The sequence below is a fragment of the Microbispora hainanensis genome (assembly GCF_006874475.1).
Classification (GTDB): Bacteria; Actinomycetota; Actinomycetes; order Streptosporangiales; family Streptosporangiaceae; genus Microbispora; species Microbispora hainanensis.
This window is the reverse complement of the sequence record NZ_VIRM01000004.1, coordinates 114,892-126,522: the sequence shown is the minus strand read 5'-3', so window position 1 is coordinate 126,522 and position 11,631 is coordinate 114,892. Positions and strand designations below refer to the sequence as shown.

11 protein-coding genes are annotated in these 11,631 nt (G+C 72.7%); 7 read left to right on the top strand and 4 right to left on the bottom strand.

Features of this window, described 5'->3' with window-relative positions:
* The first annotated feature begins 99 nt into the window (after positions 1-99).
* On the top strand, positions 100-315 hold the full coding sequence (locus tag FLX08_RS04880; RefSeq protein ID WP_208761264.1) for a hypothetical protein: 216 nt from the start codon (positions 100-102) through the stop codon (positions 313-315).
* Between the two features lie 291 nt (positions 316-606).
* Here FLX08_RS04880 and FLX08_RS04875 read toward each other — a convergent pair whose 3' ends face one another.
* Positions 607-2,664 carry an HNH endonuclease gene (locus FLX08_RS04875; protein ID WP_167530275.1) on the bottom strand — a complete coding sequence of 686 codons (2,058 nt, stop codon included), beginning with the start codon at positions 2,662-2,664 and terminating at the stop codon, positions 607-609.
* Positions 2,665-3,146: 482 nt separating this feature from the next.
* On the bottom strand, positions 3,147-3,314 hold the full coding sequence (locus tag FLX08_RS41910; protein WP_244312419.1) for a LuxR C-terminal-related transcriptional regulator: 168 nt from the start codon (positions 3,312-3,314) through the stop codon (positions 3,147-3,149).
* Between the two features lie 94 nt (positions 3,315-3,408).
* Here FLX08_RS41910 and FLX08_RS41905 point away from each other — a divergent pair, with 94 nt between their 5' ends.
* From FLX08_RS41905 to FLX08_RS04850, 5 genes are all read left to right on the top strand, one after another.
* Entirely contained in the window at positions 3,409-3,663 is a 255-nt protein-coding gene (locus tag FLX08_RS41905) for a hypothetical protein (RefSeq protein ID WP_244312418.1), read from the top strand.
* A gap of 201 nt (positions 3,664-3,864) precedes the next feature.
* The gene (locus FLX08_RS04865) at positions 3,865-4,401 is read left to right on the top strand and encodes a PadR family transcriptional regulator (protein WP_142616980.1); all 537 of its coding nucleotides are present in this window, start codon (positions 3,865-3,867) and stop codon (positions 4,399-4,401) included.
* 152 nt (positions 4,402-4,553) lie between these two features.
* Positions 4,554-5,294: an ABC transporter ATP-binding protein gene (locus FLX08_RS04860; RefSeq protein WP_244312435.1), complete on the top strand. Its 741-nt coding sequence runs from the start codon at positions 4,554-4,556 to the stop codon at positions 5,292-5,294.
* Positions 5,295-5,296: 2 nt separating this feature from the next.
* A complete protein-coding gene (locus FLX08_RS04855; protein ID WP_142616978.1) occupies positions 5,297-7,072 on the top strand; it encodes an FtsX-like permease family protein in 1,776 nt (591 codons plus the stop codon).
* Between the two features lie 93 nt (positions 7,073-7,165).
* Entirely contained in the window at positions 7,166-7,975 is an 810-nt protein-coding gene (locus FLX08_RS04850; protein ID WP_167530274.1) for an alpha/beta hydrolase family protein, read from the top strand.
* 133 nt (positions 7,976-8,108) lie between these two features.
* On the opposite strand, the gene FLX08_RS04845 is transcribed toward FLX08_RS04850, so the two are convergent.
* A complete protein-coding gene (locus FLX08_RS04845) occupies positions 8,109-9,341 on the bottom strand; it encodes a saccharopine dehydrogenase family protein (RefSeq protein ID WP_142616976.1) in 1,233 nt (410 codons plus the stop codon).
* 158 nt (positions 9,342-9,499) lie between these two features.
* On the opposite strand from FLX08_RS04845, the gene FLX08_RS04840 reads away from it, so the two are divergent.
* The gene (locus FLX08_RS04840; protein WP_142616975.1) at positions 9,500-10,204 is read left to right on the top strand and encodes a TetR/AcrR family transcriptional regulator; all 705 of its coding nucleotides are present in this window, start codon (positions 9,500-9,502) and stop codon (positions 10,202-10,204) included.
* Between the two features lie 47 nt (positions 10,205-10,251).
* Here FLX08_RS04840 and FLX08_RS04835 read toward each other — a convergent pair whose 3' ends face one another.
* Positions 10,252-11,631, bottom strand: coding sequence for a sensor histidine kinase (locus FLX08_RS04835; protein WP_142616974.1), 1,380 nt, complete (start codon positions 11,629-11,631; stop codon positions 10,252-10,254).

Sequence of the window (11,631 nt, the reverse complement as noted above, 5' to 3'; positions counted from 1 at the left end):
GGCGCTGCTGACCATCCCCCTCGCGCACACGGGTTCGCGTCGGTCCTTGGGGAGCCCGAGGAGCTGCGGATCGACCTGGCGTCCCGCCGTACGTCGGCCGTGGACCCCCGCGCCGACGCGCCTGCCTACGCGGTCGCCCGCGCCTACCAGCGGTTCCTTGACGACCTGCGCGAGGGCGGTGCCTCAGGCAGCGTCTCGGGTGGCGCCCTGGGCAGGTCCGTGGGCGGTGCTGTGGGCGGCGCCTCGGGTGTGCTCGATTTCGCGCACGGCACCGCCTGGCACCGCAGCATCGAGTCCGCGGTCACGACGCCCTGACAGCGGCCCCTCAGCCGACAGGCCGCACGGGGCCGGACTGTGAGCCCCTGCGACGCAGCACTGCGAAGCCCCGCAGCGCAGCACTGTGAAGCGTGCGGCGCACTGTGAAGGAGGACTGTGAAGGACTGTGCGCCCAGCGGACATCGCGCCGGCGACCCTCGCATCGGTCCTCGTGTCGGCCCTCGGCCTGGTGGTCATGCACGCAGCCGCCCGGCCGGCCTGCGCGTCGCCCACTTTGCCTCCCGCCTCACTCCCGCAGTCGCCCGGTCCTGTCCGCGCGTCGCCCCTCCCTCACTCCCGCAGCCGCCTGCTCCCAATCCGGTGGTAGGTGAAGGCCCAGCGGTCGGTGCCTTCTTTGCGGCGGGTGTAGCGCTCGGGGTGCTGGTAGCGGTCCCGGTTGTGGAACTGGCAGGCCGGTCCGAGGAGCTTCAGGTCGGTGAGGCCGCCGGTGCTCCAGTTGTCGGCGTGGTCGATCTGGCACATGGTCGCGGGCAGGGGGCAGCCGTCGATCCAGCAGGTGGCGTACCGGGCGAAGATGGCCCGTCTTTGGGCGGGGGTGGCCAGGCGGACTTTTCGGCCCATGTCGAGCACCTGCCCGTCGGCGTTCATGACGATCCGCACCAATGTGCTGGTGCGGGCGAGGCGGTGCACGCTGGAGAGGGGCAGCACCTGCCCGGTCGCCAGCAACAACCCCGGCACCATCCCCAACGACGCCCCCAATGCCGTCCCGAGCGACGCCCCGGGCATCGTGCCCGCCGACGCACCCGGTGACGTCTCGGGCGTGCACTGTCCATGCCGGCAGTCCCCCGCAGGCCGAGGCCCGGCGTGGGTGTGACGTGCGGAGGGGTCCTCGGGAGGAGGATCCGGCCGCGCCGCCTCCGAAGGCGCTGCCTGCGATGGTTGTGCGTCCGAAGCCGTCGCGTCCGAAGGTGCTGTGTCCGAAGGGGCCACGTCCGAAAGGGCTGTGTCCGAAGGGGCTGTGTGCGAATGCCCGCCACCGTCGGCCGGCCATGCTGACGCGCGCCGCGTGGCGTAGGTTGCTCCAGACTGGGCCGGGGCACGCTCGCCGTCTCCGTCCTTGGCGGACGCGCTCTCGTCGCCCTCGGCAGAGCTGGTGTTCACGGTGTGGTCGCCCCCGGCGTCGTCGACCTCGGGGGAGGCGGTGCTTGCGGTGTCGCGCGGCGCGCACTCGCCGGGCCGCTGCTCGCCGGGCCGCCGCTCACCGACCCCGCGCTCACCGACCCCGCAGCCGCGAGACTCCTCGTCGGGAAGTCCGGGCGTGGCGTCGCCGGAGCCGGTGGCAGGGGCGGTGGCGGCGTCGGTGCTGCCCAGGTCGCTGAGGTCGCCCAGGTGGCCCATCTCGGCCCGATCACCAGCGCTGTCGGCGGGGTCGGCGGCGGGGTCGGCCTCGGCCGTGCCGACGCCGCTGACGTCGCCCTCTGCGATATCGCAGACGCCCTCGGCGCCCCCACCACCGCCGTCTACAGCTCCGTCGGCATCGCTCCCCGCACCGGCACCTGCCTCGGCCTCGGCAGTGTCGAGGTCGTCGGCTTCGGCGGGCGCAGGGTTGCCGGTGTTGTCGGCGGCGGGGTCGTCGGGGTCTTCGGTGGCTGGGTCGGGGTTTTCGGGGTCGGTGGGGAGGGATTCGGCGCTGACCACGACGAGGAGTTCGGTGACGATCTTCTGCTCCAGCAGCGCGGCGATGAGCGCGTCCGCCTGGCGCTCCGTCAGCGTGCGGTCATCGCCGTCGGCCTTCTTCTTGGCGTACTCCTGCAACAGGGTCATCAGGCGGGCGCCGGGCTCACGGGGAATGTAGAACTCCCCTTCCACGCCGCCGCCCTTGCCCGGGCGGACCCGCAGGAACCGCCGCCCGTAATCGGCCTGCTCATCGCGTTCTTCGCCGTCGGGGTCGAGCACCGCCCGCAAATGGCGACCGGCCTTGGCCACCTCCGCCGCCCCCGCCTTGCCCGCCAGCTCCACCAAAATCGGCTCCGCCAACCCGGCCTGCTCATCGGTCAGCCCGGCGACAGCGGCGCAGATGGCCTCCACCACCCCCGCCGCCAACTCACCCACGGCGAACTTCTCCCGCACCACCGGTAGCCGCGGCAGCTCCGCCCCCAGCATGAGCAGGCGGCCCGCACCGCCCACCGTCATCCCGGCGGCGGTACGCAGCCAGGAGCGGGTGGAGGCATGCCCATGCTGCTTGGCCTGACCGGTCGCATGCACCCGGCCTACGCGGTCGGCCAGCGCACACGTGATCCGATCACGGGCGAACAGCAACTCCTCCGCCTCAGCAAGGCAGACGTCCACGTCATCGGGAAGCGGCGCCAGCGCCAGCTCCTGCGCCACCTCACGAACACACCCCACCACCACCCACGACGACCGTGCACGGCCGCGACCACGGCCACCCACGCCGGAGGCACCCGCGCCAGATTCCGCGCTATCGGCACCCCCACGCGTGGCATCCGCGCCAGCGCCGTCTGCACCAGGGGCAGTCCCACACGCGGTATCCGTGCCGTCGGCCGTGCCGTCGGCCTCTGTGTCGTCGGCAAGCCTGCCAGCGGTGTCCGCGCCCGGGCCGGCTGTGCTCCCACTACTGGACGCACCGTCGCCGGCGGATGTGCTGGCGTGCTGGCTCGCGTTCTGCGGCGGCTCGAAGCCGATGATCGGGAAGGGGTCGCGGGCGGATGAGCCGTCGGACGACCACAGCGGGGAATTGGCGATCAGACGGTCCCACCACTCACCGTCGCCATCGTTCGAATGACGAAGGTGCTCAGGATCGATGTCGAACAGATCCATCACACCTCCATCCATGGATTCGAAAACTTGTATTAATTTTCTCGCTTCCCTGAGGACGATGCAAGATCAACTAAGAATCTCCTGGGATCACAGATGAGGGCTGCGGGGGGCCTGGCGACGTGGGTCTTGGCGGTCAGCGGGCTGATGGCCAGGCGCTCGGCGATCTCGCCGTTGGACAGGCCGAGCGCGACGAGCCGCACGACCTCCAGCTCGCGGGTGGTGAGGGCGGCCAGCCGCTCCCCAGCGTCGGGCGCGAGGTCCTGTCGCCGGGCGAACCGCTCGATGACGCGGCGGGTGACCTCGGGGGGACAGGAACGCGTCCCCGGCGGCCACGGCGCCACGGCGGCCACTCCGCAGCGCAGCCCGGCCGGCGACGTCCCTGGTCAGGAAGCCACCGGCTCCGGCGCGCAGCGCGGCGAAGACGTGCTCGTCGGTGTCGTGCACCTCGCGCGCCACGCTCAGGCGCTCCTCCGCGGCGCGGGCACGCTATTCGGCCTCGCGCAGCAGGCCGCCCCGGCGCCGCGCCCCGGCGCCGCGCCGGGCGCGTAGGCAAGGCTCGCGTAGGCAAGGCCCGCGGCGACGAGGGCCGCGTAGGCAAGGCCGGCGGCGACGAGGGCCGCGAGCGGCGCCCCCTCGCCGAGGGTCCCGTCCGCTCCCGTCCGTCCCGCAGCCGAGGTGCGGGTGCACGGGCCGGTTGACGCCCTTTTGGCTAACCGCTATCTATTGAGGGGTCGCAGAGGAGGGTGGTCCGTGCAGGACGTGGTGCTGGCGCTGCTGACGAAGGAGCCGTCGCACGGCTACGACCTGCGCCAGCGGCTGGCGGCCGCGCTCGGACCGCTGGGAGACACGCTCAACGCGGGCCAGATCTATGTGACGCTCACGCGGCTGGAGAAGGCGGGCCTGGTCGTCCAGGAGCGCGAGGACGCGCCGGTGCGCGGCCCGCGGCGCAAGGTGTACGCGCTGACCGCGGCCGGGCAGGAGCGGGTGGCCGCGTGGATGGCCGAGAGCGCCGGGCCCAGAGCGGACGTGACGGAGTTCCATCTGAAGCTGGTGGCCGCTGGGGAGTCGGGTCTGGCCGACCCGGTCGCGCTCGTGGACGCGCGGCGGCGGGAGCTGATGCGCAGCCTCGCCGAGGCCCAGCGCGCCGCCCTCGCTCACGACACGGATTCGGAGGCCGGGCTGCTTCTGGAGGGCATCGCGCTCCGGTTGCAGGCCGATCTGCGCTGGTTGGAGGCGTGCGAGCGGGCCTGGTCCGCCCGGCGCGGGGAAGGCGGAGGAAACGGATGAGAACAGTCGTTCCGAGGGTCAGGGGCCGGTCGTCGCGAAGTGACACGGACGACAGCCCGCGCCCGGGACCGTACGGCCGCCGGCCCGCCGAGGCCCCCGGGCCGGCGCTGCGGGCGGTCGGCCTGACCCGCGTGTACGGGCAGGACGAGAGCATGGTGTGGGCCGTCGACGGGGTCGATCTCGACGTTCCCGCCGGGCAGACGCTCGCCGTGACCGGGCCCAGCGGCTGCGGCAAGTCCACGCTGCTCCAGCTCCTCGGCGGGCTCGACCGGCCCACCGAGGGCGAGGTGTGGCTCGGCGGCATGCGCATCGACCACCTCGGCGAACGGGCGCTGGCCCGGCTGCGGCGCCGATCCGTGGGGTTCGTCTTCCAGGCCTACCACCTGATGTACGAGCTGAGCGCGGCGCAGAACGTCGAGCTGCCCGCGCTGCTCGCCGGCGCCTCGCCGCGGGCCGCCCGCCGCCGCGCCGGGGAACTGCTGCAGCAGGTCGGGCTCGCCGGCCGCGCCCGGCATCTGCCGTCCGAGCTCTCCGGCGGGCAGCGGCAGCGGGTCGCCGTCGCCCGCGCCCTGGCCAACGACCCGCTGGTCGTCCTCGCCGACGAGCCCACCGGCAACCTCGACAGCGCCGCGACCCACGACATCCTCCGGCTCTTCGACGAGCTGCGCGCCGCCGGCCAGACCCTGGTCATGGTCACCCATGACGAGCGCGTCGCCGCCGCCGCGGACCGCGTGATCTCCATGCGGGACGGGACGCTGGCGGACGACACCCGCCTGGACGGCGACGGCCGCGGCATGCGACACGGCCACGACGGCGGCACAGGGCTCAGCCATGACGGTGGCACGGGGTTCAGTGGCACAGGTCTCGGCGCGCTGCTGCGCTGGGAGGACTGAGCATGGGACACCTGCTGCTGACCTGGCGCCTGATCCTGCACGACGTGCGCCGCCACCCCGCCGAGGCCCTCGTGTTCCTGGTCGCCGTCACCCTCGCCATCGCCTCCCTGACCCTCGGGCTGACGGCCCGCACCGCCCTGGCCACGGCGTACGTGAAGACCCGCGAGGCCACCGCCGGCCCCGACATCACCGCCATCACGACGGACAGGGATCCGTCCGGCCTGGCCGGACGCCTCGCGGACACGCCCGGCGTGGCCGCGCAGGCCGAGCCGATCTTCGCGTTCGACACCGTCATCCGGACGCACGGCCAGAGCGCGCGTTCCTCGGTCGAGGGGCGGGACAGCGCCCCGTCCGAGCTGGACCGGCCGCTGGTGACCTCCGGCACCTGGGTGCGTCCCGGCGGCGCGGTGATCGAGCGCGGATTCGCGCAGGCGCTCGGCGTGCGCGTCGGCGACAGCGTCACCATCCGCAAACGCGGCTATCCGGTCGTCGGGATCGCGATCAGCGCATCCACCCCGGTGTATCCGTGGAGCGACTGGGCCCAGGGGCCCGGGCCATCCGACTACGGCGGCAGGGTCTGGCTCACCACCGCCGACGCCCGCGCGGCGGCGGGCCACACCGCCGGTGTCCACCTGATCCATCTCAAGCTGACCGACCCGACGGATCCCGGCCGGTGGAGTCACACCGTGTTCACCGACGACCGCAGGGGCGACTCCTGGGTGAACACCCACAACTGGCAGACCGTCCTCCGCACGGACACGGTCATGATCAGGAACATGCAGCCCGCCCTGGTCGTGGGCGGCTGGCTGCTCGCCGCGGCCGCGCTCGTCACCCTCGCCGCGCTCGCCACCGCGCGCGCCGCCCGTGACACCCGGCGTGCCGCGCTGCTCAAGGCCGTCGGCGCCGGCCCCGGCACCGTCACCGCCGTCCTGCTGGCGCCGCACCTGCTGCTGACCTTCCTGTCCACCGCGCTCGGACTGGCCGCCGGGACGCTGGCCGCGCCCCACCTGATCGATCCCAGCGCCGGGCTGCTCGACACCGCCGGCCCTCCGGACTCCGTCACCGTCTTCGCCGCGGTCTTCCTCGCCGTCGTGGTCGCCGTGACCGGTGCGCTCGGCCCCGCCGTACGCGCCGCGCGGGGCAGCACCGTCCAGACCCTGGCCGACCCGGCGCACACGCTCACGCGCCGTCCGCGCCTGAACGCCGTGACGGCCTACCTGCCGACCTCGCTGCTGGTCGGCGTGCGGCTGCTCGCCCGCCGGCCCGGCCGCGCCGTCCTGGCCTCCGCCGGCACGGCCGCCACCACCGTCATGGTCACCGCGCTGCTCACCTTCCACGCAGAGCTCGACGCGACCCCCGCGGTCAGGCGGTTCGGCCCCCTCGAAGTGCGGACGGACCAGACCGGTCAGGTGCTGCTCGCCGTCACCTTCGCGCTGGTGGCGCTGTCCACGCTCAACACCGTGCTCCTCAGCTGGGGCACCGCCGTGCAGGCCCGGCGCGCCCTGACCATCACCCGTACGCTCGGCGCCACCCCGGGCCAGATCGTCGCGGCGCACTGCGTCACGCAACTCCTGCCCGCCGTGCCCGGGGTGGCGGCCGGCGTTCCGGTCGGGCTCGGCCTGTACTGGTTCTTCGCCACGTCGGTCACTCCCCCGGGCACATGGTTGCTGACCGCCGCGCTCGCCATCCTGCTGGCCGTCGCGGGGTTGACCGCGCTGCCCGCGTGGATCCACACCCGCGAGCCCGCGGGGCGCGTCCTCACGATGGAGCCCGCGTGACGGCTCCTTCCGTCATCGCCCCGCCCGGCGGCCGGCGCGGACGGATCCGCTAGCCTTAGATCGTACCGATCGGTTCGATCTATGCGAGGACGGATGACCCCCGAGATTCCGGCGGCCAACGCCAATGTGATCTTCGACAGCGACGGCGAGACCCTGCTGGGCGTCCTGCACCTCCCGGCCGGGCCGGGACCGCATCCGGTCGTCGTGCTGCTGCACGGCTTCCCCGGGCACGAGCGCAACTTCGACCTGGCCCAGCATCTGCGCCGCGCCGGATATGCCGCCCTCGTCTTCCACTACCGCGGGTCCTGGGGCGTCGGCGGCTCCTGGTCGTGGGCCACCTCGCTTGAGGACGCCGCCCGTGTCGTGACGGCCGTACGCGAGCCGGGTTTCGCCGCAGCGCACCGCCTCGATCCGGAGCGGCTGGCGCTGGCGGGGCACAGCTTCGGCGGCTTCGCCGCGCTGAGGACCGCGGCGGGCGACCCGGGCGTCCGCGCCGTCGTGTCGGTGTCGGCGTTCGACTTCGGCTCCGTCGCGGCCGCCTGCCGGGAGGACGCGGCGCTTCGGGCGGCGTACGTCGAGGGGTTCGGCGACGACCTGCTGCCCCTGAGGGGGACCAGCGGCGCCGCGCTCGTGGACGAGATGATGGAGGCGGGCGAGGCGTGGAGCCTGTCCGCGCTCGCCCCGAAGCTCGCGGACCGGCCGGTGCTGCTCGTCGGCACGGCCGGGCGCGACACCATCACCCCCGCCGCGCGGCACCACGATCCCGTGGTGGCCGCCTACACCGCTTATCCTGTGCCGCGCCTGGAGCACCGCGTGTTCGACACCGACCACGCCCTCTCCGACCACCGCCTCGAACTCGCCGAGACCGTCCGCGATTTCCTCGACCGGCACATCGGCGGCTGACCGGCCGTCGTCCCGGCCTCGCCGCACCGGTCGCGGCGAGGCACAGGGCCGCGCGGCACAGGGCGGCGAGGCACAGGGCGCGGCGAGGCGGAGGGCGCGGCGAGGCGGAGGAGTGGTCTGGGCGAGGGCGTGATCACGCCGCCTGCTGCTCCCGCATGCCCCACGGGGTGCCGTACGCCGTGAGCAGGTCGAGGAACGGCCGGGGCGGCAGGGCTTCGGGACCGAGGACGCCGGCGCCGGACCAGACGCCGGTAGCCATCAGTTCGAGGGCGACGACCGGGTTGACCGCGGTCTGCCACACCACCGCCTGGGAGCCGTACTCGCGCATGGACCACTGGTTGTCGACGACGTGGTAGAGGTAGACCTCGCGCGGGGCGCCGTCCTTGGCGCCCTTGACCCAGGTGCCGGCGCACGTCTTGCCGTGCATGCGGTCGCCCAGGGTCGCCGGGTCGGGCAGGCACGCCGCGACCACGTCGCGCGGGGACACCTGGACGACGGCGCCGCCCTCGGCGACGACCCGGACGGGCTCGGTGCGGTCGAGCCCCAGCAGATGCAGGGTCCGCAGTGTGCCGATGAACTGCTCGCCCAGACCGTATTTGAAGGTCACCCGCTCGGCGTCGATCCAGCGGGGCACGAGCAGGACCTCCTCGTGCTCGACGTTGACGCACTCGACCGGGCCGATGCCCTCGGGAAAGTCGAAGACCTCCGGCTCGCTGAACGGCGGGGTGGTGAACCAGCCCCGGCCGGCCTCGTAGACCACCGGCGGGTTGAGGCACTCCTCGATCGTCGTCCAGATGCTGAACGAGGGCGCGAAGTCGTACCCGTCGACGGTGAGGTTCGCGCCGTCGCGTACGCCGATCTCCTCGATGTGGTCGAACAGCTCGTCGGCGGCGTACCGGGCGAAGACGTCCGACAGCCCCGGCTCCACCCCGATGCCGACCAGGGCCAGCCTGCCCGCCTTCTCCCATTCGGCGGCCATCTCGAACTGGGCGTCCCCCAGCTTGACCCCGCACGCCTCGTACGGACGCTCCGGATGCGGCCGTGACAGCGACATCGCCATGTCGAGGTAGTGCGCGCCGGCCGACAGCGCCGTCCGGAACAGCGGCATCACGAACCGCGGGTCGGTGGCGTTGAGCAGGACGTCGCAGCGGTGCTCGGCCAGCAGTGCCGCCACCGCGGCCTCGTCGCCCGCGTCCACCCGCCGGGCGGTGAACCGGGCGCCCGCCTCCCCCAGCGCGGCGACGGCCGCCTCCGCGCGGGACAGGTCGTAGTCAGCGACGACCATGTGCTCGAAGAAGGACCGGCGGGCCGCGATCCGGGTGATCGCCGTACCGACGCCACCGGCGCCGACGAGCAGAACACGCATGACAAAGCTCCCTTTTAAGGACAAAGACCCCTTTGGTGTCCACGATCCAACGTCACCCGCGGACGGAACGTCAATGGTGTTGGCATAAGGTGGCGCCCGGGGAAAGGCCGAGGAAGGGCCGAGGAAGGGCCGAGGAAGACGGCGGAGAAGGGAGCACCATGCCCAAGCCGGTGGTTTCCGAGTCGGCACGCCGGAGGCGCCGCCCGACGAAGAACGGAGTCGTCCTCTCCGAGGACCTGATCGTGCGCACCGCGCTGCGCATGCTGCGCGAGCACGGCTCCGCGGGACTGTCCGTACGGCGGCTCGGCATCGCCCTGGGCGCCGACCCCAGCACGCTCTACCGCTACTTCGCCGGCATCGACGACCTGACCCTGGCCATCGGCGACATGCTCATCGGCCGGGCCATGGACGGCTGGCACGCCACGGGCGACTGGCGCGCCGGCCTTCGCGAACTGGGCCTGCGCATCCACGCGGCCTACCTCGAACACCCCCAGGCCGCGGTGCTGACCGCCAGCCGCATCAGCGGGAAGTCACACGAGATCGCGGCCGACGAGGCGATCCTCGGGCTGCTGCGCGGCGCCGGTTTCCCCGACCGTGCGGCGGTCCGCGTCTACCACGCCTTCATCGACATGACGCTGGCCTTCGCGGCGCTGGACGCGGCGTCCCTCGCGCTGCCGGATCGGGCGCGCAGGGCGGACGAGGAGATGTGGCAGGCGACGTACGCCCGCCTGTCCCCCGCCACCCACCCCAACATCGCGGCGGTCGCGCCCCTGCTGGTGGCCGACATGAACGACAGCGCCTACCCCGCCGCGCTCGACATGCTGCTCGACAGCGCCGCCCGGGACCGCGAGAGCCACGGATGAGGGCGGACACAGGGCGGACACCGGCACGTCCCGGAAAGCGTGAGCCGTCAGCCGCCGAGCTGGGAGTCCAGGGGGAGGCGGACGAGGAAGCGGGCGCCTTGAGCGCTGTCCGCTATGGTCAGGGTGCCGTCGTGGCGTTCGGCGATCAGCCGGGCGATGGGGAGGCCGAGACCGATTCCTCCCGCGTCCCTGCTGCGTGCGCTGTCGAGCCGCGCGAAGCGCTGGAACACCATCTCACGGTGGTCGGCGGCGATCCCGGCGCCGTCGTCGAGGACCTCCAGCTCCGCGACGCCCTTCGCGAAGCGCGGGTCGCCGTTCTCTCGCCGGAGCGTGACCGTGATGGTGGACGACGCGTACCGCTGAGCGTTCTGGATCAGGTTGCAGATCAGCTGCCGCAGCTGCAGCCGGTCGCCGTTGACGATCATCCCGGGCGCCAGCTGGAGGACGACCCTCCTGTCGCCCTGGTGGCTCTTCAGCTCCAGGGCGATGAGCTCGGCCAGGTCGACCGGGTCCCGTGAGTTCGGGACGCCCGCGTCGAACCGGGTGAGCGTCAGCAGGCCGGTGGTGATCGCCTGGAGACGCTCCACGCTCGGCAGGACGTCCTCGCACAACGTGCTCAGGTCGACGTCTTCGGCCGCCAGGAGGGCGTCTTCCAGCTGGACGCGGATGGCGGTGATCGGGGTGCGGAGCTCGTGGGACGCGTCGGCGCAGAAGCGCCGCTGCTGTTCGAGCATGCGCTCCAGCCGGTCCAGCGTCTCGTTCACGCTCCGGGCCAGGCGGTAGATCTCGTCCTTGACCTTGGGGACGGGGACCCGGCGGCCCAGGTTGGTGCTCCGGATGTGGTCGAGCTGGGCTCGGATGGCGTCCACGGGCCTGAGCGAGCTGGCGACGGTGTGCCGCGCCCCGTAGGCGACCGCCCCGGTGAAGAGGACCGTTCCCCCGACCAGGAGGGCCACCATGCCGGGATAGACGAAGAACGGCAGCGCCGGTGCGGCGCTGTACACGGTCCAGTCGCCGTCGCGATACACCTGTTGCGCGACGACGATATGGCAGCCGCCGGAGGGAAAGACCGAATTGCAGATCAGGGCGCTCGCCACCCGCCTGGGGCTTGCCGGCGTGAAATGCGCCATGAGCGGCCGGTGCTGCAAATCCCTGGTCGCGGCGACCACCTGTCTCTGCGGGTTGACCACCTGGACGGGGCGGATCAGGTTCGCCGAGATCGGCGGCAGCGGATTCTCGATCTGACCGTGGTCGACGTTGTACGCGGTCAGCTCGCCGACCGCCGTCACCTCTTTGGTGAGGTTCTCGGTGGCCATCTTGTTGAGGGCGAACAACAAGACGATGGAGAACACGATGCAGAGCAGGCTGACCACGACGCTCACGAACAGCGCCAGACGGGCCCGGATAGAACAGTTCTCTAACTTCAT

Bases quoted from the DNA above. Each gene is read 5' to 3' on its own strand.
- FLX08_RS04855 (WP_142616978.1), top strand. From the start codon at position 5,297: ATGGGACACCTGCTGCTGACCTGGCGCCTGATCCTGCACGACGTGCGC.
- FLX08_RS04840 (WP_142616975.1), top strand. From the start codon at position 9,500: ATGCCCAAGCCGGTGGTTTCCGAGTCGGCACGCCGGAGGCGCCGCCCG.
- FLX08_RS04860 (WP_244312435.1), top strand. From the start codon at position 4,554: ATGGTGTGGGCCGTCGACGGGGTCGATCTCGACGTTCCCGCCGGGCAG.
- FLX08_RS04835 (WP_142616974.1), bottom strand. From the start codon at position 11,631: ATGAAGTTAGAGAACTGTTCTATCCGGGCCCGTCTGGCGCTGTTCGTG.
- FLX08_RS04850 (WP_167530274.1), top strand. From the start codon at position 7,166: ATGACCCCCGAGATTCCGGCGGCCAACGCCAATGTGATCTTCGACAGC.
- FLX08_RS04845 (WP_142616976.1), bottom strand. From the start codon at position 9,341: ATGCGTGTTCTGCTCGTCGGCGCCGGTGGCGTCGGTACGGCGATCACC.